Origin of the sequence: Vibrio sp. B7, assembly GCF_963888765.1 — a bacterium.
GTDB classification, from domain to species: Bacteria; Pseudomonadota; Gammaproteobacteria; order Enterobacterales; family Vibrionaceae; genus Vibrio; species Vibrio anguillarum.
In genome coordinates this window covers 171,530-193,466 of the sequence record NZ_CAWPKR010000037.1, presented here as the reverse complement: position 1 = coordinate 193,466, position 21,937 = coordinate 171,530, and the positions used below count along the sequence as shown (strand labels likewise).

Annotated in this window: 17 protein-coding genes and 2 pseudogenes; 7 read left to right on the top strand and 12 right to left on the bottom strand. The window is 45.2% G+C overall.

All coding sequences use genetic code 11. From position 1 onward, the window contains the following. Window positions 1-100 precede the first annotated feature (100 nt). From cydX to AACV32_RS14565, 8 genes and pseudogenes are all read right to left on the bottom strand, one after another. Complete coding sequence (gene cydX, locus AACV32_RS14600) at window positions 101-202, bottom strand: cytochrome bd-I oxidase subunit CydX (protein WP_013856710.1); 102 nt, start codon at window positions 200-202, stop codon at window positions 101-103. 12 nt (window positions 203-214) lie between these two features. Further along, window positions 215-1,351: a cytochrome d ubiquinol oxidase subunit II gene (gene cydB, locus AACV32_RS14595; protein ID WP_170895345.1), complete on the bottom strand. Its 1,137-nt coding sequence runs from the start codon at window positions 1,349-1,351 to the stop codon at window positions 215-217. Between the two features lie 11 nt (window positions 1,352-1,362). Then, window positions 1,363-2,640: a cytochrome ubiquinol oxidase subunit I gene (locus AACV32_RS14590; protein WP_170895344.1), complete on the bottom strand. Its 1,278-nt coding sequence runs from the start codon at window positions 2,638-2,640 to the stop codon at window positions 1,363-1,365. Between the two features lie 120 nt (window positions 2,641-2,760). After that, the gene (locus AACV32_RS14585; RefSeq protein ID WP_170895343.1) at window positions 2,761-3,360 is read right to left on the bottom strand and encodes an HvfX family Cu-binding RiPP maturation protein; all 600 of its coding nucleotides are present in this window, start codon (window positions 3,358-3,360) and stop codon (window positions 2,761-2,763) included. Next, the gene (locus AACV32_RS14580; RefSeq protein ID WP_170895342.1) at window positions 3,357-4,103 is read right to left on the bottom strand and encodes an HvfC family peptide modification chaperone; all 747 of its coding nucleotides are present in this window, start codon (window positions 4,101-4,103) and stop codon (window positions 3,357-3,359) included. The genes AACV32_RS14585 and AACV32_RS14580 overlap by 4 nt, the downstream gene beginning before the upstream one ends. Further along, window positions 4,096-4,957, bottom strand: a pseudogene (locus AACV32_RS14575) (DUF692 domain-containing protein). The gene AACV32_RS14580 and the pseudogene AACV32_RS14575 overlap by 8 nt, the downstream one beginning before the upstream one ends. After that, the gene (locus tag AACV32_RS14570) at window positions 4,945-5,259 is read right to left on the bottom strand and encodes a hypothetical protein (RefSeq protein ID WP_170895341.1); all 315 of its coding nucleotides are present in this window, start codon (window positions 5,257-5,259) and stop codon (window positions 4,945-4,947) included. The pseudogene AACV32_RS14575 and the gene AACV32_RS14570 overlap by 13 nt, the downstream one beginning before the upstream one ends. After that, window positions 5,249-5,884, bottom strand: a pseudogene (locus AACV32_RS14565) (MBL fold metallo-hydrolase); the annotation flags it as partial. The pseudogene AACV32_RS14565 and the gene AACV32_RS14570, both read right to left, overlap by 11 nt. A gap of 61 nt (window positions 5,885-5,945) precedes the next feature. On the opposite strand from AACV32_RS14565, the gene AACV32_RS14560 reads away from it, so the two are divergent. From AACV32_RS14560 to AACV32_RS14545, 4 genes are all read left to right on the top strand, one after another. Then, window positions 5,946-6,131 (top strand): hypothetical protein, encoded by a 186-nt coding sequence (locus AACV32_RS14560; RefSeq protein ID WP_249339345.1) that lies wholly within the window; start codon window positions 5,946-5,948, stop codon window positions 6,129-6,131. A 154-nt stretch (window positions 6,132-6,285) separates the two neighbouring features. After that, a complete protein-coding gene (locus AACV32_RS14555) occupies window positions 6,286-9,090 on the top strand; it encodes a BamA/TamA family outer membrane protein (RefSeq protein WP_170895340.1) in 2,805 nt (934 codons plus the stop codon). Window positions 9,091-9,444: 354 nt separating this feature from the next. Then, entirely contained in the window at window positions 9,445-10,785 is a 1,341-nt protein-coding gene (locus AACV32_RS14550; protein ID WP_017050919.1) for a cytochrome ubiquinol oxidase subunit I, read from the top strand. Further along, window positions 10,782-11,774, top strand: coding sequence for a cytochrome d ubiquinol oxidase subunit II (locus tag AACV32_RS14545; protein ID WP_170895339.1), 993 nt, complete (start codon window positions 10,782-10,784; stop codon window positions 11,772-11,774). Before AACV32_RS14550 ends, AACV32_RS14545 begins: the two co-directional genes overlap by 4 nt. 68 nt (window positions 11,775-11,842) lie before the next feature. Here AACV32_RS14545 and AACV32_RS14540 read toward each other — a convergent pair whose 3' ends face one another. After that, window positions 11,843-13,474 (bottom strand): methyl-accepting chemotaxis protein, encoded by a 1,632-nt coding sequence (locus AACV32_RS14540; RefSeq protein ID WP_170895338.1) that lies wholly within the window; start codon window positions 13,472-13,474, stop codon window positions 11,843-11,845. 462 nt (window positions 13,475-13,936) lie between these two features. Between AACV32_RS14540 and AACV32_RS14535 the strand changes: the two genes are divergently transcribed. Further along, entirely contained in the window at window positions 13,937-14,704 is a 768-nt protein-coding gene (locus tag AACV32_RS14535; RefSeq protein ID WP_017044802.1) for a potassium channel family protein, read from the top strand. Window positions 14,705-14,750: 46 nt separating this feature from the next. Here the strand turns inward: AACV32_RS14535 and AACV32_RS14530 are convergent, their stop codons facing one another. The 3 genes from AACV32_RS14530 to AACV32_RS14520 all read right to left on the bottom strand — a co-directional run bounded on the left by AACV32_RS14530 (window position 14,751) and on the right by AACV32_RS14520 (window position 18,838). Further along, window positions 14,751-16,139: an EAL domain-containing protein gene (locus tag AACV32_RS14530; RefSeq protein WP_249339503.1), complete on the bottom strand. Its 1,389-nt coding sequence runs from the start codon at window positions 16,137-16,139 to the stop codon at window positions 14,751-14,753. A gap of 254 nt (window positions 16,140-16,393) precedes the next feature. Then, window positions 16,394-17,314, bottom strand: a complete 921-nt coding sequence (locus tag AACV32_RS14525) for an aminoimidazole riboside kinase (protein ID WP_170895336.1) — start codon at window positions 17,312-17,314, stop codon at window positions 16,394-16,396. A gap of 84 nt (window positions 17,315-17,398) precedes the next feature. Beyond that, window positions 17,399-18,838 (bottom strand): sucrose-specific PTS transporter subunit IIBC, encoded by a 1,440-nt coding sequence (locus AACV32_RS14520; protein ID WP_170895335.1) that lies wholly within the window; start codon window positions 18,836-18,838, stop codon window positions 17,399-17,401. A gap of 273 nt (window positions 18,839-19,111) precedes the next feature. On the opposite strand from AACV32_RS14520, the gene AACV32_RS14515 reads away from it, so the two are divergent. Continuing rightward, the gene (locus AACV32_RS14515; RefSeq protein ID WP_010319758.1) at window positions 19,112-20,098 is read left to right on the top strand and encodes a LacI family DNA-binding transcriptional regulator; all 987 of its coding nucleotides are present in this window, start codon (window positions 19,112-19,114) and stop codon (window positions 20,096-20,098) included. A gap of 118 nt (window positions 20,099-20,216) precedes the next feature. Then, on the top strand, window positions 20,217-21,896 hold the full coding sequence (locus AACV32_RS14510) for a glycoside hydrolase family 32 protein (protein WP_170895334.1): 1,680 nt from the start codon (window positions 20,217-20,219) through the stop codon (window positions 21,894-21,896). Window positions 21,897-21,937 lie beyond the last annotated feature (41 nt).

The following is a 21,937-nucleotide window of genomic DNA, read 5'->3' as shown; positions in this document are numbered from 1 at the left end:
GATGTGATAAAAAATGGCGCTAAAAACAGCGCCATTTTTTATCTTAAAGCTTGATGATCTTAACGCTTCTTAGCAGGTTATCTGCTTGCATATGAGTGAGTTACGATTCATCGAAGTGCTCTGCTTGCTCAAGCCACAATCCATTGATTATGCCAAATGCGCAGGCGAGTAATACGCCAAGAACCCAACAGAAATACCACATCAGCCATCTCCTTTAGTACAGCGATACGCTGTGGTTGCGAATATAATCATCACTCAATCGACCGAACATTTTGTAGTAACCCCAAGCCGTGTAACTGAGGATGACTGGCACCACTAAGATGGCGACAAGCGTGATGATATTGAGTGTTTTTTGGCTGGATGTGGCATCCCAAATCGTCAAACTGTGTGATGGCATTAAGCTTGATGGCATGATCATCGGAAATAGCGCCACGCCTGCCGTTAAAATAATGCATGCAATAGCAAGGCTAGAGAATAAGAATGCCCCGCCAGATGCTCGTTTCAGGCTTGCCCATATGCACGCCAATAAGCTCGCGATGCCCACGCAAGGGATCAACCACAGCATGGCGTGTGCTTGATAGTTATGCAGTAAATGACGAGCGACGCTAATCACCTCTTTATGCAAGGGGTTTGAAGCTGCATCCGTGACAATTGGGCTCATGATAATATAACCCGCCATGTTGGCTGCAAAGAATCCGCCGATGAGAAATAAAGCCACGGCAATGCTGGCACTGACGACCGACGCGCTATGGGCTCGCTCGCATAACACATCACAAGTTTTGAGCTGTAAAAACGTTGCGCCTTGAGTGACGACGATGGCAAGGCTGAGCAGGCCACACAGTAGTGGAAATGGTGTGAATAGATCCCAAAAATGGCCTTGGTAATCGAGCATCAATAAGTTATTGAGCTGAAAAGGGACTCCTACCAATAAATTACCAAAACCAATGCCAAAGATAAGGGGCGGCACAACGCCACTGATGAACAGTGCGTTATCGCACGCCTTGCGCCATGTGGGGTTATCGATTTTTGAGCGATAATCCATACCAATTGGGCGCAGCCATAACGCAGCAAGTAGCAACATCATCGCTAAATAGAAACTAGAAAATGCGGTGGCGTAAACCAGTGGCCAGATAGCGAAAATCGCACCGCCAGCAGTAATCAACCACACTTGGTTGCCATCCCAATGAGGCGCGATACTGTTGATGATCACTCGCCGTTCAACATCACTGCGTCCCAAAATGGGCAGTAGCGCTGCAACGCCCATATCAAAGCCATCGGTGATGATAAAACCAATCAATAGCACACCGACAATCGCCCAAGTCAGCAGACGTAAGGTTTCGTAATCAAACATTGTGTTCTCCCTTAATGGTGTTCGTGAGATAGAGATCCGTGCCCATCTTGCGTTTCAAAATGGTAACGTCCGGTATGTAGGGCGCTTGGTCCGCGCCGAGCAAACTTTACCATCAGGTACATTTCCACCACCAAAAATGCGCTATAGAGTAAGTAAACTAGGCCCAGTGAAATCCATAAATCGCTGGTTGATAGGTTAGATACGGCCATATTAACCGGAAGTACTTCACCGATAGCCCAAGGTTGGCGGCCAAACTCAGCGACAAACCAACCCGCTTCGCTGGCAATCCATGGGAGTGGAATCGACAATAGTGTTGCTTTGAGTAGCCAAGGCTGAGTACCGATTTTTCGCCGACAAATTTGGATGAAACAGAGCCCAATGACAGCGAACATCGCCATACCGCAGGCCACCATGATGCGGAAGCTCCAAAACAGAGGTGCAACTTGCGGAATGGTATCTTGCGCGGCTTGTTTGATTTGGCTTTCAGTCGCATCAGTCACTTTATCGGTGTATTTTTTGAGTAATAAACCGTACCCTAAATCCTCTTTTAGCGTTTCAAACTGAGCGATGTTTTGCAGTGAATCGTCACCATTGCGTAAGGCTTCTAATCGCCCGTAAGCGAGCATGCCATTGCGAATGCGCTCTTCACTGCGCGCCATCAAATCTTTTAAGCCGATGACGGGCTCATTCAATGAACGCGTGGCGATAATACCCATCAAATAAGGGACTTTAACCGCCGCGTCTGTGTGCATGGTTTCTTGGTTAGGTAGCCCAAACAGAGTAAAAGAGGCAGGGGCTTGTTTGGTATCCCACTCGGCTTCAATGGCGGCCAGTTTCACCTGTTGCACTTCACCTAAGGTGTAACCAGAAAAGTTAGAGCCTAAAGCGGTTAAGCAAGTCACGCTTAAGTGCTGACGCTTAGAAAGGCGATCCCAGCCGAAGAAAAATAGCCCAACTAAGGTAGATTCAAGGAAAAAGGCAATCAAAGCTTCGATCGCCAGCGGGGCACCAAAAATGTCACCCACATAATGAGAGTAGTACGCCCAGTTGGTGCCAAATTGAAACTCCATAGTGAGGCCGGTGGCAACGCCAACGGCGAAGTTGATGCCAAACAGCTTGCCCCAAAAACGAGTCATGTCTTTGTAAACGGTTTTGCCGGTCATGACATACAGTGATTCCATGATCGCCAGTAAAAATGATAAGCCAATGGTCAGCGGAACAAAAATAAAATGGTAAAGCGCCGTACTGGCGAACTGGAACCGTGACAGTTCCACCACATCTGTAAGCATAAAGTCTCCCTCCTGCCAGCAAAATGGCAGGTAAGATAGTCAGAGATGAATGTGTGATTGATAACGCCTGCCACTTGAAGCTGCGGGTGGCAACTTCAAGTTAGTCGGCATCATTAGGTGTTAAGCGGTTTGAGGCGTGCGAGTGAATGGTTTTTTTAGCCAGTAGTCGAGGCTGACGTAGCTGCCACCACCATAAATGAAAAGAACCATCAGCATCACAAAGTAAGTCGCCGCAAATTCCATCCCGTTATTGAGCATCACAGGGTCACCGAGCTCAGTGATGTAGTTGTATCGGCCTGGGAAATTTACGGCTAACCATTCAATAAATCCATTTAAGCGCACGGTTGCTTCCATACTGCTGGTGGCAATCGCATCCCAGCCATGTTTCCAGTGCACCATTGCGCTCGCCACGCTCATCATGAAAATCATTGGAATCGCCATAATGCGAGTAAAAAGACCAAGTGCGATGCATATACAGCCGAGCACTTCCGTCGCGGCGGCTAAAAATGCCAGCAGTTCAGGAAAAGGTAGATTTAAACCACCATCGGCGGTTGAGGCGCCAAACCAGGCAACGGTTCCAGCAAAACCAACCACTTTGGAATGAGCGCCGACAAAAATCACCGGCACGAGAAAAAGTCGAATCGCAAGTAGTACGATAAAATCGAATTTTTTAAATTTTTCGATCACGCCATCGTACCAATTGAGGGCTGAATGAATCATAGAGTTTCTCCTAATAAATACAGGCTGATGAGTCCTTGTTGCTGAAACGTTTGAACCCACGCCAAAAAATGGAAGTTGGATAGGTGTTGAGCTATCTGTTGTTCTAGTTGCGTTAGTGACTGCGCTGGGGCGTTTTGAATCATCTGAATTAGGGCGATATCCACTTCTCTGAGTTTTTGTGATACCACCTGATGCGATACATGACGAAATACCCCATAACAGACCGTTTTCTGTTCTTGAATCAAAAAAGTGACCGATTCTGGATGGACAAGAAAAGGCACTTCGACCAGTTTTAACGTTGGGTTAAGCTGTATGCAAAACGCCTCCGGTTGAGCTTCAGCGTCATCCGACCACACGTTGAGATTCGGCACATGAGCACTATCCATTTCAGCGTTGAAAACGATCCATTCATATTCAAGTAGTGCGATTTGCTCAGCACTGAGGTTAACACTGGCGTTATGGTTATTTTGCTGTTGGATAAACTGAACAAATTCAGTCGCAATCTGATGGAACTTAGGCTCCATAGCGCCATGTATTACCAGCCATTCGTCCGTCAAAATGTAGAGTGTTTCCTCGTTAAGTTGAGCGTAGAACAGAGGAAAAGTGTGCTTAATGACAGAGTAGATATTCTCTCGAATGAACTCTCGATAACGGCAGGGCGGTTCGCCTTGTGCGACAGGAGAGCGGATCACGCAGGTCAGTGCGTGCATTGACATACTCATGTTCATTGGTGGTTTAAGCATGGCTACGCTCCATATCGATAACTAATGATGGCGCTGGCTGCATGATCTCATGATGGATAGTGCGCAACTCTTCAGTCAAAACCACCAGAGGGGGCACATGATGATCACGTTCAAGCAGCAAAGGACGGCTACCTTGTTGAGCGTAAGCATAACGAGCCAAGTCAATCACCTCTTGTTGTACTGGTTTGCCATGGGTATCGAGCAAGAAATCTTCGCTCTTTTAAGTGACCTGCGATGTGGTAATAGCCGATCGCTTCGCTCGGTAAAGTGGCCAGCATGTCAAACGGGCAGTAATTGTGGTTACGGCTATTCACATACACATTATTGATATCAATCAGCAGCTGGCAGCCGCTGCGCTCGACTATCTCAGCAATAAATTCGCCTTCGGGGATCTCCTTGCCGTAACTGTGGTAGTAGGAGATGTTTTCCAGCACCAAAGGACGTTGCACAATATCTTGAACGCAGTGAATGCGATCAACCAAGTAAGCAATGCTCTCTTTATAGCGCGGGATAGGCAGCAGTTCATACAAGTACCCTTGGGCATCACGTGAAAAGCTCAAATGCTCACTGTAAATGTCGATGTTAAATTCATCTAAAAATGCCGCTACCTTTTTCACAAACGCTTTGTTCAGTGGCTGACAATCGCCAATCGACAAACTCAGCCCATGTGCAACCAGAGGATAGTGCTTTGCTATCTGCTGTAACTGCTCGCGTTTAAGTCCGCCCATGTTCATCCAGTTCTCCGGAGCAAGCTCAAGGAAATCGATGTCGGGATGGTCAGGCAACTGGCATAGCAAATCGATGTGTTCGCTACGCAAGCCGATGCCTTTTGAAGTGCGATCTATTGCCCGCATACACCACCAGTGATTTTGCTGTTGGTTAGAGTAATGGTTTCAGCGGAAGGTGCGATTCCCTCTGCGGTTAAGCCACATTTACCATCTCTGGCGCGTACTAAACGTCCTTGCGGATCGCTTTTTAAATCCTGTTTTTCAAAATGTTTTTCAGTACCACATTTGCCAGCCGCGCATTTGCCACCATTTTGCGAGGTGGGTTGCACACTCACTGGTGCTTCCGTTGACGTTTCTGCAACGCTCATTGCAGGATGAAGAGCAATGGCCGAAGTCATCGCAATAGACAAAACAATTTTACAATTCATGGGTTATCTCCTTCACGGAACTCATTGGGTAGCTTGAGAGATCACGGGCGGCAATAACTTCGCCGTGATAAAACTGTTTGATGATCTTGGTGGACTCTGATTTATGTTTAAGGCCGACTCCCATCCAGTGGTTGAGCACGAGCAGTTTAGGATTGATTTTGGCTGCAATTTCGCCAATCACTGAAGGTTTAGCGTGCATAAATGCGGAAACTTCATCGGCTGACTCATGAACAGCCATCGGCATGACTAAAATGTCAGCGCCTTGAGCAAAATCGAGAAATGCTGGGTTACTGCCGTTTTGATCGGCAGAAATAACAATAACGCCCTGATCACTTTCAATACGATAAGCCAAACATGGCACGTCCCCATGAGGAATACCGGGTGCGTAAATGGTTAAACCGTCTTGTTGATACACTTTAGTTGGTGTCGTGGTTTTGTAAGGAACATCAGTGATGGTGACTGGGAACAAACCATCGCTGCCATCATATAAACCATTTAAATAAGCGTAAGCGCCATCTTTGCTATTAAAGAGTGCGTCCATATAGCCTGATAGGCTAGGGAAGGCTGATCCCGCTTGCGGGCCTGCAATATCTAGTGGGTCTTCTCGCTTAAAGAAGTAGCCGCCTATTCGCTGCGCCGAGATCGTGTTTAAGACCAAATAGAGTTACGACAAAGTGGTTGCTTGGATGAATGATGATTTCACGGCGATTTATGTCGATGGTTCAGAAGCAACGTCCAATATGGTTCGATTTCGAGAGGATGATGTAAAAGCTGGCTACGTGAAAATGAAGGTAAATCAACCAATTACCGCTTATGTCTGTTTTGGTCAATCGAGCGTTCCGATCAGTCAAATAGAGTGCGATATGAAATAGATTGCTTATCAATGTTAAGTGCCATCTCCTTAAATGGGGGAGCAAATGATAGTCAGGCCTTATCCTGACAAAGCCATACATTTCGATACCCAATCCTTTTCACATTCAACGTACAATCGCCGCACTTAAATTATTGAAAAGGGTTGTTGTAACGATGTCAGCAAAATTTGTACTCTCACCCATTATGGGTTTGATGGTTTGTTTGGGTATGCATACACCAACAGTATTGGCTGAGTCAGTCGCTTGGGATCAAGCTGGTCAGCAATGGCAGACTCAACAATCGCAACATTTTATCGTGCACTTTCGCAGTGAATTGGCCCAGTACGCGGCGCGTTCGTTAGATATTGCCGAGAAAGTGCATCAAGACCTTGCCAGTCAATTCTCAAAGATGCCAGCTGAAAAAACGCACCTAACGCTGGTGGATGACTACGACTATTCCAACGGTTGGGCAACGCCGCTGCCTTATGCTCAAATTCGCTTGATCTTAAATCCCCCCAGCGATGTCAATGGATTGGAAGGCAATGATGAATGGTTGCACATGCTCATCCGCCATGAATACACTCACATTGTTCATATGGAATTAAATGAGCGTGCGGTCACTGGAGCTCGACGTATTTTTGGCCGTCACACACTGCTTTTCCCGCATGCAATGACACCCTCGATGCTGTTAGAAGGGTTAGCGGTTTACATGGAAAGCCAAAATGAACAAGGTTATGGACGTTTGCACAATAGCCATTTTGCGATGCAAATGCGCATGGAAGTGGCGAGCGGGCAACTAGCTGATCTCAACCAAATCGTGGTAGCGAACAAACGTTTACCGCTTGGCAGTAATTACCTCTACGGCGCGTATTTTATTGATTATTTAGCCAAAACGTATGGCGAAGACGCACTCCAGCATTTTTTAAGCGATTATAGTGGCTACCTAATTCCGGGCGTTTTCTTAAACCGAAGCGCTCAACGTGCTTTTGGTAAAGACTTTTTTGCGCTTTGGCAAGAGTTCCGTGCCGATCTAATCACGCAGTTTTCAGATCAAATTGTGCAAAGTAAGGAACAGCCTTCGGAGGCTCAATCTCTCGATAGCCAGCCGTTTGAATATCTATTAGCCAATGGTGGATCAGAGCAATTACTGGCTTGGCGTCGTGATGGGGTTGATCGAGCAAATTTAGCGATGTGGGATAGTAAGCAAAATCAATGGCAGCGTTTATTGACTACAAAAAGCTTAACTAGCCTCGATGTTCATCCCCAGCAAGGTATCGTCGCGTCACAAGTGAATAGTTATCTTGATGGACGAGTGTTGAATGATCTTTATCGCTACGTTGATGGGCAGTGGCAGCGTTTAACCGAGCAACAGCGCTTTACCCAAGTACGTTGGAGCCGAGATGGGCAAAGTGTTTTCGCTACCCGTCATGAACAAGGGTTGCCTGAGTTATGGCAGGTGACGCTGGATGGGCAGCAAACCCGCCTATGGCAAGGCACATATGGTTGGGTTATTGGTGATATGGCGCTGTCTCCGACAGGTGACATTTATGCTTCTGTGAAGCAGCCGTCTAGCGCTTGGAATATCATGCGTTTTGTCGCCAAAGAGCAGCGCTGGTTGGCTGTCACTGAAACATCAGCAACCGAGCATCAATTGAGTTTTACCCAAGAGGGAGAGTTGCTGTTCAGCGCCGATTACACGGGGCGTTATCAGATCTACCGAATGGACTTGGCCAGTTTGCAGTTGGAGCAGTTAACCAATGAAATTGGTGGTGCTTTTTCTCCGCAATGGAATCAATCGCAAGGGCTTATCTACCAAGCTTATGAGCATGATGGTTACCATTTGCGCCACATTCCGGCGGTGACGGCTTTCAATGAGGCTCCGCTGTCTTCCTTTGCCAAGGTGACATCCGCTGCTTCGACGCCGATATCTCAGGTCGAAAAAAGTGACACTACCGACTACTCACCGTTGTCGACTTTAACGCCACGTTATTGGGTTCCCGTTTGGCAAGGGGATGATAACCAATCGTTACTTGGTTTCTCGACCAGTGGTTCAGATGTGTTAGGGCGACATCAATATGAAATCCAAGCGGCTTGGGATACAAAAAATGCGTTGGCGACGTACCAATTGGGATATCAATATGACAACCGTTGGCAAGCGACGCTCAGCCGAGAGCATGAGTTTAAGTTAAACCCATTGACCAATAAAGACGATCGCATTGTCCGTCAAGATGACTTAACGTTACAACGTAATTATTTATGGCATGGCCTCGATGATAACTTAATGTTTGGTATCGGAACTTATTGGCAGAAAGAGTCACTGATCAAAGCGCCTCAAGGTACGCGCTATACACAAGCCAGTGATGAGTGGCTAGCAGGGGCTGCGCTGCAATGGGATAACCGTGAAGGCTTATTGAATGTTCCTGGTTATGCGTGGGGTCATTACGCTGATTTGGTATGGGAGTCCAATGTTGGCGGTGATTACTCTGGACAAAAATGGCAGGCGCAGTGGCAAGCACATTGGGACCTCCCGGGGAGCTTCAATCTTACCACTCACCTTGCGGCAGGTTATGCAGATTCAAAAGCCAAAGCGTTTGAGTTGGGCAGTTACGAAGGTGACAGCGCGCAGCTCTATGGCCGCCAACAGATAGAGTTGCGTGGCTACAGCTCTGCGGCTCAAGTAGGGCAAGCTTACGCGACACAAAGTGTTGAACTAAGCCGCTTATTGTATCGCGCTGAACGAAACTGGAATTTGTGGCCAATTGGCTTGGGGGATATTTCAGGTTCTGTATTTGTCGACTCAGGATCAAGCTGGAACGATAACCAAAACTACCAAGCCCTGACGGGGATTGGTGCTGAAATGCAGATCGATACCATCGTACTTTATGGCGGCACGTTACCAGTACGGATTGGTTACGCTCATGGATTAGACAGTAAATTAGGCAAAGATGAAGTGTATATCAAGCTAACTGCTCAGTTTTAACCGTTTGTTGAGGAGTAAAGGGTCGCATCAAATGCGACCCTTTTTGCGTTGTAAGCCGAAGCAAGGCTTACTGCTTACTCAAACCTAACGCTTGTTATGGGGCACGGTTATTTTTTGTCATAATTCTTCCGTAATTTGATACATCTTTTTCCTCGGTCTTACAGCTGATGATTGGTACAACTCATTGGCTGCGCTGTTCTGGATTTTCATTCCCCTCAATCGACGAGGAGCCTTAGTGACTTTAAGTAAGAAAATCCTCAGGCAGTGAACTTAATTAGGTCGATCAACGTAATTAACAATTAAGTAAATTGTTGTTATTTGATTGCCTAGTCTTTTTTGATTGAGGAAAGAGTGATGTTAGAGACCCTCATGTTGTCGCGGATCCAGTTTGCCGCCAATATCAGTTTTCATATTTTATTTCCAACCATTACGATTGCGCTTGCATGGGTGATGGTATTTTTTAAGTGGCGTTTTGTACGAACGCAAGCTCAGTTGTGGTTGGACTTATATTATTTCTGGGTCAAGATATTTGCCCTGACTTTTGCGCTCGGTGTTGTTTCTGGTATCACGATGAGTTTTCAATTTGGGACTAACTGGCCAGGATTTATGGAGAGAGTCGGTAACGTAGCTGGGCCATTGTTAGGCTATGAAGTGATGACGGCCTTTTTTATGGAAGCGACCTTCCTTGGCGTGATGCTTTTTGGGCGTGGAAGAGTACCTGAATGGGTGCATACTTTAGCAACCGTGCTGGTGGCGATAGGCACATCACTCTCTGCTTTTTGGATTTTAGTTTTAAATAGTTGGATGCATACACCTGCTGGTTATGAAGTGATCGAAGGCATTGTTCATGTCACCAGTTGGAAAGAGGTTATTTTCAATCCTTCTATGCCGTATCGGCTTGTACATATGTTGCTGGCTTCTTTACTCACCGTAAGTTTTGTCATTGCAGGGATCTCTGCTTACCAATTTTTGCGTAATTCACAACTGGAAGCAGCGAAAGTGGGCCTTAGAGTCGGCATTATTCTCGCGGCCATTGCTATACCAATACAAATTTTTGTTGGCGATTTACACGGTTTAAATACGTTAAAACACCAACCCGCTAAAATTGCCGCGATGGAAGGGGTGTGGGACACGGAGCAAGGAGCACCGTTACTCTTGTTCGCTTGGCCGGATGAAGCCACACGTAGCAATCACTTTGAACTCGGCATTCCTAAATTAGCTAGCTTAATACTCACGCATGACCTCGACGGTGAAATTGTGGGTTTAAATCAATTTGCACCGGACCATCCCCCGGTTAAGCCACTGTTCTTTGGCTTTCGAATTATGGTCGGAATTGGCGTGCTGATGCTGCTAGTGAGCTGGTTTGGTGCATGGTGTTTAATTCGTAAAAAAACCTTACCCAAGTTCTACCTTTATACCGTTGTCGCGATGACGTTTTCGGGATGGGTAGCCACATTAGCAGGGTGGTATGTTACTGAAATTGGTCGTCAACCATGGCTTGTCAGTGGTGTATTACGTACTTCTGATGCAGTTACTGCGATTGGAAGTGGTTCTGTTGTGCTGTCATTAGCCATGTATTTAACCATTTATGCCGTATTGCTAGTTGCTTATATTCATACACTGTTTTATTTAGCAAGGCAGTTCTCTACAAGCATAACGATTCAACCGATTGACGAGCAAAAGGCACAATTATGATCTCTTATCTACCGGAAATTTATCTTTTACTGCTTGGTTTTAGCATTTTCATGTATGCGGTACTTGATGGTTATGATTTGGGTGTCGGTATTTTATTACCCCAAAATAATGAGCAACAGCGCGATAGAATGATCGCCTCAATTGGTCCTTTCTGGGATGCCAATGAAACATGGCTAGTGCTAGGCGTTGGTATTTTATTGATTGCGTTTCCAAGTGCACATAGCTTGATTTTGACAGAGCTGTATTTGCCCACCGCACTGATGCTGATCGCATTGATTATGCGTGGTGTAGCGTTTGATTTTCGTGCAAAAGCGAAAGCGGATCATAAAGACCACTGGGACTTGTGTTTTAAAACCGGTTCTTTACTTGCCGCATTAACCCAAGGTTACATGATTGGACGGTATGTGATGAGCTTTGAGGAGTCGATGCAGGCTTATGGCTTTGCACTACTCAGTTCGCTGTGCGTGACGGCCGCTTATGTTTATATCGGTGGAGCTTGGCTGGTGTTAAAGACCGAAGGCGCGTTACAAATTCGAGCGGCGCGCTGGTCACGCCGCGCGGGTTGGTTGGCCGCGCTGGGTATTTTCTCAGTCAGTATTGTTAACCCGTTATTTAATCCACTGGTCGCGGAACGTTGGTTTAGTTTCCCTGAAATGCTGTTATTAGCTCCTGTTCCGGTGGTGGTGTTAGTCACGATTTTTATGGTTGATCGCTATTTAAAAAGAGTGCCTGTAGTGAATGATATGGGCGTTCAATGGCCATTTTTTGGCGTGATGCTAATTTTTGCATTAAGCTTTCTTGGATTAGCCTATAGCTTTTTCCCTGATGTCGTCCCCGGGATAATGACGGCTCAAGAATCAGCCGCCTCTACGGCTAGCTTATTGGTAGTGGGCATTGGTGTCGTGATTGTGATGCCGATGATTTTGCTGTACACCTTTGTGGTTTACCGAATCTTTAAAGGTAAAGCGACAGATTTAAGCTATAAATAAATAGCAAGAGAATGGATACTATAACGGCCTCAAAAGAGGCCGTTATTTTTAAACCCACGATATGAGAGTTAGACTTGGAAGCGACGTACCGTATTTTGTAGCATTGCTGCCAACTGACTCAGCTCTGCACACGCTTGAGCGGCACTGGAAGAACCTTGTGCAACTTGCTTGGCTGATTCACTAATGCGTTCGATATTGCGGCTGAGCTCTTCGCTAACCGAATCTTGCTCTCCGCACGCACTGGCGATTTGAATGGTCATATCTGCGATATGCGCGCTTTGATTACTAATGTGGTCAATCGCGATTTGAGTTTGGCCACTTTGCTCCACACATTGTCCCATAAGTACACTGCTTTGTGACGTCGCTTCACGAGCACGCAGTGCACATGTTTGTAGGCTTTGGATAATATTGACGATGTCGCCCGTCGATTGCTGAGTTTTGCCAGCTAAAGCACGGACTTCATCAGCCACAACCGCAAAACCACGCCCTTGTTCACCAGCACGCGCCGCTTCAATTGCTGCGTTAAGTGCAAGCAAATTGGTTTGGTCGGCGATGTTGCTTATCACGTCAACGACAACGTTAATTTGCTGTGCTTGTTGCTCAAGTTCTAATACGCGTTGTTCTGCTTGATCAATTTCTTGAGTCACAAGAGAGATAGCATTAGCGACGGAATCCATCTGTTTTGATCCAAGGATGGATTGTTGGTTACTTTCACGAGCGGCGTCAGAAGCGACTTCTGTGCTTCGTGCCACTTCTGCAACCGTTGATTTCATTTGCGTCATGGCCGTAGCAATGTGCATGACCTCGACCTGTTGCTCTTGCATGCCCTGTGATGTCTGTTCAGAGACGGCGCTAACTTCATCGACAGCATGAGATAGTTGAGTCGCTCCGGCGATGATCTCTTCCACCATTGAGCGTAAATTCTCTTGCATACTTGAACACGCATCGGCCAATTCACCTAGCTCATCTTGCCCAATATGCTGACGTGCTAATCGATGGCTTAAATTACCTCCAGCAATGGCATTCGCTTGCTGTACAACCAACTGTAGTGGCTGGCAGATTAAGCGAGAAAGTAATAGTGTAATGAACACCATAAACGCTATCAGCGCAACGATGCTGCCTGTGGAAAATGAGGTGATAGCTTGAATAAGCGTCATCAGTTCAGAGCGATTTTTGGCAACAAAGGTTTGGTTTAAATTGAGAAGATCGTCAATCGCACTCTCTAGGCGTTCAAATGTAACCAAAGAGGCTGAAATATCCCCTTGAGCTTTTACGATATTTTGATTGAGGATATCGTCATTAAAAGAGCCAAGCGCAGTTAAGTAGTCACGCCAGAGGTTTTTAACTGGCATAAAAATCGAACGCTCGTGATCGGTCCAAACCGCACGCTCATAGGTGGCTAGTGCACTATCAATTGCTTGATAGTGTTCCTGCATCCAACGAATATCCTCCGTAATTTCGGCTTGATCGGTTGCGGAAAGCAAACTGATTTGAGCACGTCGCACAGAAGCCATATTGTATTTGACGTTATTGACCATCATCATTGATGGAAGTGTGTCATCCGTTAGATTGAGTAGGTCATCTTGTATTTCGTTCAATGAACGATATAGGTAATAACCGAAGGCGATGTTGACTAACGCGATAATAGTAAAGGCAAGCGCAATTTTTTTGCGAATGGCTAAATCTTTTAAAAAAGACATGGTAATAAGTGACCTCGGAGTAAAACAACGGAGTTATACCTGTCCCACTTGCAGCATTGCTGTATTGATCACGTTCATTGACGCCAATTACACCATTTTATTGATGTTTTTTCGGCCTCACTTATTGGTCATCGACAGCATCCTAAGTGGCTTGGGTATCGGGTCACGTCCATATGAAAATAGAGAGATATCCATAAAGTTGTGCATCGTATCACAATTGAAACTTGACTCCTATGGTGTTTTTGAGATTTTTGTGAGTGAAATATTGGGTGTGAAGAGCTTAGAATAACGCTCAAGGCGGTTATTTTAGCGTTGTTAAGGTCACAATTCTTTACATCTCAACCACCTAGTTTATAGTGATTTCCATTTCGAATTGAGTGCTAATTGGGTAACGAAAGGGATGGTTGTACTGTTCACTTGGTACTTTTGGCGTTAAGGTAAACGGAAAAAGGTATTTGAATCATGAAATTAAAAACACGTTTACAGCTACTGTCTGCGATCGAACATAAAACTGAAATTCCGATGCTGCTACTATCGGTAGTGTATGTGATCGTCGCTTTACTACCAGATATTGCACCTTTACAGCCCGAAGAGCTTGATTTTCTGGAGCATCTGCTTTGGATTATTTGGGCATTGTTTGCAACGGAGTTATTGGTCAAGGTCTTACTCAGCCCACATCCAGTGCGTTACATGGTAAAAAACTGGCCAGATGTGTTGATTGTTGCCATGCCATTCCTACGTCCGCTCCGTTTTTTACGCATTTTACTGATCTTGCCAAGAGCATGGCGTCAAACAAAGGCGGTACTGAGACAAAAAACGCTCAGCTTTATTGGGCTAACCAGCTTATCGACAGTGCTTCTTTCTGCGGCTTTTGTCTATTTGGTCGAAAAGGGCACGGATAGCCCAATCAATGATTTTTCTGATGCGATTTGGTGGGCAATGACCACGATTACTACTGTTGGTTACGGCGATATGTATCCAATCACTCCATTTGGGCGTGGTGTTGCCGTGTTTCTGATGTTGACGGGTATTACACTTTTCGGTTTATTGACCGCGAGTGTCGCCTCATTTTTCATTGAAGAAGATGGGCAATCAGCAGAGCATAATAGTGCACATCACACGAAACAGCTTAATAAAGTGTTAAAACAACTTTCTGTTCAACAACCTGTTCGCAAGCGTTTTCATTTAGCTCGCTACCGTGCTCAGTTGGCCTCTCGTCATAAGAAATAACCACTGAAGTTCTAGTTATCATCGTATTGGAATGCCAGAGATTGATCTAGGTGGTTTTAAGCAGAGTGATAAACTCACTGAGCGGCATAGGCTTATAAAAGAAATAGCCTTGCAAATAGTCAATCTCTCTTTCGTTCAAAAAGTCAATCTGGCCTTGGGTTTCCACACCTTCTGCTATGGTTTTTAACCCAAGTCGCTTAGCCAAATCGACTAAGTTTTCAACAATATGACTAGAGATCGCATCACTACCGATCATGGTAATAAAGCTTCTGTCGATTTTTAAAATGTCAAACTTGAACTCTTGCAAATAGTTCAAACTAGAATGACCCGTACCAAAATCATCAATTGCCAGCAACACACCTATTTTATCCAATGACTGGAAGAGCTTTTTCGCTTCATCACTATCAGTAACCAACTCTCTCTCAGTGAGCTCTAGCGTTAAAATATGTTTACGATTGTTGAAGGTTTCAATGAAATGTTTGCAATCATCAAACAAATTGGAAGCTACGCAGTGCTTGGCTGAAATATTAAATCCAATACTGAAATACTCTGGAAATTGTGACTGATGTAATGAAAGTTCATGCTCTACTTGGGACATTAACTGAGTCGTAATAGGAATGATTAGCCCAGATTCCTCCGCTAAGGGAATAAAAAGATCGGGCCTCACTAATCCATGAACAGGATGTTGCCAGCGGGCAAGCACTTCGATATGACAGAGCTGACCACTACCATCAACAATCGGTTGTACATACGGAACGAATTCGTTGGATTGAATAGCGCGTTTCACTTCTCCTTGCATTGACGAAGCTTGGCCGAGTTTCCAAAAAACAAATCCGCCTAAACCGATTCCCATTAAGAGAGCTAACATCGCACTGGTTTGTTTGGTGTTTTTAAAATAAAGCCAGTAGTCATCAATAGTTAATAGGGTCGATAGTGAATAAGGGTAGCGTTCTGAAGTATTAATGATTGTGGGAAATAACGGTTCGGAAGTTACAACGCCAGTCTCGTCGAGGTGATTTTTGCCAACGTGAAAATAAAGTTTGCCATAGCGATCAAGTAAAATAAGCATGTTAGTTAGGTAATAGGAACTAACACCAGTGATCACCATACCCTGTTCGTAAGTTCTGTGAAAAGCCAACACAGGCCGGAGAGGTGTGAGTCGATTACCAGCCATTAAATAGAGCTCACCACTGACATAGCTGTCGATTTGGTAGTGATCGTTTACTTGACCGGTTAACGAATTACAATAAATAGTATTTTGTTTGGCTAAATTGATGGTCCGGATATCGGGAGTTGTCGCCACTAGCTCGCGCAAATAACGAGTAGCATCTAGGCAATCCATATTAAGGTAGGGCGCCGCACGCTCGTTGGCAACATGAGCATTTCTTAGCAGTAGATTAATGTAATCTATACCTTTTACCAGAACGTTTTGCATGTGATGATTCAAATCAGCTCGTGTCTGCCAAGCGATAATTGGGCTAGCTACAACGATGGGCAGTAAGCAAAATAGTAAGCTAACTACCCACCGTCTACATCGTTCATATTTAACAAATGTCTGCATCTTATCCGAGGGCTGTTTGCTTAATCATGCAGTAAGCGTAGCAAACATCCTCTGAAAATCATCCGTTTATTTCGCAGTTTGCTCGAACTTCAACACGACTTACGTCCTTGTAAGTACAAGCCATCATTTTAGCCAATCCATTGATCAAGCATGTGTTTATCTGGTAGCGCTGTCATTGCCCCTTTTTGGGTGGTGGCTAATGCTCCGCAGCCATTAGCCCATTGCACTGCGTTTATGATAGTACCCTTAGTAAACCACTCTTTATGTAATGACAACTGGCACAGCAATCCACCGACAAAAGCATCTCCGGCACCTGTTGTATCGATAGGTTTTACGGCTTTTCCCGTAATCATTGTTTGCATCTCTGCTGTGATCACCAGCGCTCCTTTTGCACCTTGAGTAATGACAATCAGCGGAATGTTCAATTCTTTCACTGAGATTAATCCCTGCTCAAGGCTAGGGCGCTGCGTGAGCAAGAGCAGTTCGTCATCGGAAAACTTAACCACATCCGCCATTGCCACCACGCTCATCACCACTGGGATCATCTCTTCGGGGTTAGGCCAGACCTCTTCTCGTAGATTGGGATCAAAACTGACAAATCCCCCGTTGGCTTTGATGCGTTTAATCGCTTCAATGGTAGTGCTGCGACTCGGTTCACTGGCCAGTGCAATGGAGCAACAATGCAGCCATTCGCCCGCTAAAAAGGTGGGAATGTCTGAACATTGGACAAATTGATCCGCGCTCGGTTTCACCATAAAGGTAAAACTGCGTTCGCCGTGCGAGTCTAAATCGACCACGACGGTTGATGTTCTTTGTTGACCATCCAACTGCAAATATCGGGTGTCCACTTTCTCTTCGGTTAATGTGGATTGCATAAAGCGCCCCATAGGGTCATTACCCACACGGCCAAAAAAGGCGCTATTACCCCCCAATTTTGCGATGGCAACAGCCACATTCGCCGGAGCACCGCCCGGACATTTTAGATAGTGTGCTTCACCATCAGGAATTAAGTCGACGACCGCGTCGCCTGTCACCCAAACTCGATTCATTTTTTCTTCCAATATCCGTGTTATTCGCTGAAGAAATAAGCCCACTCACATCGAGCGGGCTTAGGAGCATAACAGCCTTGGGGGTTACGCTGTTGCTTGTTTATCAAGCTTTGCGCGCTCTTTGGCACCCAAAACAAGTGTTAAGGTAAAGGCAATGACAAAAGAAATAAGCATGCCAATGATGTAGTAGCTGATTTTCTCTGGGTTAATAGAAATCACTCCTGGAAGCCCAGCCGCGCCTAACGCTTGTGCTTTGACATTAAACAAGGTGATGAATGCACTGGCACAAGCTGAACCGATGATCGCAGCAATAAATGGGTAGCGAAGTTTCAGGTTTACACCGAACATTGCGGGTTCGGTAATGCCCAGAAGGGCGGTCACACCTGATGGAATCGCAATGCCTTTTAATTTGATATCTTTGGTGTTCATACCAACCGCTAAAGCTGCTGCACCTTGTGCGACGTTTGACATGGCCGCAATAGGAAAAATAAACGTACCGCCAGTAATGGCGATGTCAGCCAATAGTTGTGTTTCGATAGCAATAAAGCTGTGGTGCATGCCAGTAATCACAAACGGCGCGTAGATAAAGCCAAACAGTGCACCACCAATGAAGCCAGCAGAATCGTATAGCCAGTTCAGCCCATCACCTAATAGAAAGCCGATATCGCGGGTCATCGGGCCTACCAGTGTGAAGGTTAAAAAGCCTGCAATGAAAATCGAGAGCATAGGCGTCAGTAAATTATCCAGTACAGAAGGGATAATTTTGCGCAGGCCATTTTCGATTTTTGCAAGAATAAAGGCGGAGACTAAAACGGGTAAGACAGAGCCTTGATAGCCGACTTTCTGGATCTCAAAGCCAAAAATATTCCAAGTAGGGATGGTGCCTGCGACAGACGCGCCGCCAAATCCCCAACCATTAAGCAGGTCTGGGTGAACCATCAGCATACCTAATGCAGCGCCAAGGAATGGGTTGCCGCCGAATTTTTTAGAAGCAGAAAATGCCAACAAAACAGGAAGATAAACAAAAGGGGCGTTAGCGAAGGTGTTGATCATGCTGGCAAGATCAGCCAAGCCCGGGTTGGCATCAATCAGTGACTGCCCTTCGATAAAAAGCCCAGTGGCTGTCAGTACATTGAACAACCCCATCAATAAACCGCCAGCAACGATGGCCGGGATAATAGGGACAAAAATGTCCGACAACCCTTTAACGGCGCGCTGCACTAGGTTCTGCTTTTGTGCTCCCGCGCTTGCAACATCATTGGTTGACATTTCAGCAAGGCCGGTCAGCTTGGCCATTTCCGCATAAACTTGGTTAACGATACCGGAGCCAAAAATAATTTGATATTGGCCAGCGACTTTGAATTGTCCTTTGACACCTTCAAGTGAATCAATGGCTTGTTCATCAACCAATGCGTCATCTTTTAGCGCTAATCTTAAACGTGTTGCACAGTGAGCAAGGGCTTGGATATTTTCTCTGCCACCTAATTGCTCTAATAATTGTTTTGCTATGACTGGATAGTTCATAACCCACCCCGGTTGTTGTTTGGTATCCAGATGACTTGATCTCTTTAAGATAAGCATGGTGGATAAAATTAAAATAAGTATTTTTGGGAACGTTTGCATAATGAATTTTTGATGAATAATTCAAAGTAGTCAAAAGCCAACCATTGATTCTGTGAATTAGATCAGTAAAAGAGAGATCGATAATTCTACAAACAGCGTTAGAATCACACTATTCGATCGTTTGCAGCGCTGAGTTTTGCAAACAATCCCAAAACAGAATGAGTAAGGTTATGTATGTCGAGTTTGCACGATGTCGCTAAGCTGGCCGGAGTTTCTAAATCGACGGTTTCACGCGTTGTAAATGATGAGTATGGTGTTAAAGAGTCTACAAAAATCAAAGTGTTAAAGGCAATTTCCGAATGCGGCTATATGGTCAACCAAGTCGCTAAAGATCTCAAATCACAAAAAACCAATTTAATTGGAGTCATCGTTCCGCGAGTCTCTTCGCATGCGACAGCACAAGGCGTTGATGGTTTAAGTGCCATATTTGAACAAGCGGGCAAACACGTGTTGCTTGCCAATACTCATCAAGATCACGCTAAAGAATTAGAATATATTCAAATATTTAATCAAAAGAGAGTCGAAGGCATTGTACTTTACGCTACACACCTTGATATGCCATTAGTGAAAGCAATCCAACAATCTAATGTCCCGGTGGTATTGGTTGGGCAAGATGGCTCACTGCACGATATCCCGAGTATTGTTCATGATGATCTTCGCGTTGGATTCGAAGCGGGTAAACGGTTGATAGCAAAAGGTTGTCAACACATTGGTTTTATTGGTGTTCAGAGCGATGACGTAGCGGTGGATTGCTTGCGTTCTCAAGGGTTAGAGCAAGCACTGGGTATCAACAATTTAACCCTGTTGTTTCATGTGCGTGGTGATTTTTCGATTGAATCTGGTTACTTACAAGCTAAAACATTAATCACGCAATACCCACAATTAGATGGTCTTTTTTGCGCAACCGATAGAATTGCGGTTGGAGCGGTGAAAGCACTACAAGAGTCTGGAGTTCAGGTTGGATCGCAAATAAAAGTATTAGGAGTTGGCAATGATGAGCTCGCATTTGTCAGTAACCCAAGCTTATCAACATTCAACTATGCCTTTGATAAAGCAGGTGAAAATGCAGCCAAGATGTTGCTTGAACGTATTGCTGGTCGTGGGCAGGAGATGAGTAAAGTCGTGTTAACATTCCAAAATATCGAACGTGAAACTGGCTAAGACTGAAGGTACTTGCTGAGGGGAAGCCCGCATAATTGAGGGCAATATTTCACCAATGCTTGCAAGCAGGCTTATTTTTTTATATTTTGCAATCGTTCCCAGAGATTGAGTGTAAGTCATGTCATTAGAAACAGTGTCAGTAGAAAAAAAGTCATTTGAAGAGATGGTGAGATTAGTTGGCGGGCCGGCCAATATTCAGCGAGTACTCGCACCAAGAGGCGAAATCGTTATTGCGCTGCGAGATCCAGCTTTAGTCAATGTTTTGCCGAGTCATATGCGCTTGCGAGAAGTGCTCGGTGAATGGCAGCTTTCATTTTTGATTCAACAAGATAGCATCAATGAATATGCCGATGAACTGATCAACAGTTTAGGCCGAATGATTGATTCTCAGTTGCGGCTTAATGCGTACGCCTATTCCTCGCCAAACGATTGTCCATTTCGTCCTACTTGGCATATTTCTCCGCCGCAAGGGCTGCTCAATGATCCAAACGGTTTCATTTATCACCAAGGAAAATATCATCTTTTTTATCAGTGGTATCCTTATGGGTGTGAGCACAAGGATAAATATTGGGTACAACTGACGAGTACTGATCTTATTCACTGGCAATGGCAAGGTATTGCACTGACTCCATCAGATTGGTACGACAGCCATGGGGTTTTTTCTGGTCATGCTTTAAGTCACAACGATGAGTTGATGCTCTTCTATACTGGCAATGTTCGGTTAGGTGACCAGCGATTGCGTCAAACAACGCAATGTTTAGCCGTGTCGCAAGATGGTCTCCGTTTTGAAAAACGTGGCCCAGTGATCCGTAATTTGCCAACGGGTGTCACGGAACACATTCGCGACCCTAAAATAGTGCGCCACCGAGGGAAATGGCTCATGTTGCTTGGCGCGCAAACAACGCAGTTGCAAGGTCGGCTGGCTATTTACCATTCACATGATCTTAAAGAGTGGCATTTCGATGGTCTATTTGGTGAAGAAATCGCGCCGCTAGGTTACATGTGGGAATGTCCCGATCTGTTTGAAATCGCGGGCCAAAGTTATTTTGTTTTTGGTCCTCAAGGGATTATTTCAGATAATGTGAATCACACAGTTGTCCATCAAAATCGTATTGCAAAAGTCTTATGGGATGACAATGATCATCCTCACTTTTGTAATCTGCAACCACTGGATCACGGCTTTGATTTTTATGCTCCTCAAACCATGCAAACGGTAGACGGGCGGCGCGTCTTGTGTGCATGGATGGGGTTGCCTGACGAAATTAATCATCCTAGTTGTGACAACGGCTGGTTGCATCAACTTACGGCACTGCGTGAGTTGAGTGTTGAGAATGGTCAACTTATTCAAAGGCCTATAAAGGAGCTAGAGCAGTTATGTAACCAGCCGGTAAGTTTGGAGTTAAGCGATAAATGCACCATTCTCAACACCAAAAGTTTTGAAATGTGTATCACTTTGCCGTGGGGGGCAAGCTTACGTTTGTTTGAAAAAGGTGAGCAATACGTTGAACTGAGTTTGGATGCCCAGCAAAAAGTATTACGTTTTGATCGTTCCCATACTTTGATACGTCAAGGTGATGTGATTCGTGAATTGGCCTTAGAGTGTGAACAGGTTGAGCTGCAGATTCTCGCGGATAATTCTTCATTAGAAGTGTTCATCAACGGCGGAAAAGCTGTGATGACTGCGCGAGTTTTTACCGATCAAGAAGCGACAGGGGTATCGCTATTGAATGCGTTGACCACGGCCAAATACTCTTCTATCCAGCCCGTCAGCGCTTCTTCATTCGCTACTCAATTCTAAATTAAGCCGAAAGTAAACTTTCGGCTTAAAAAATAATAGCC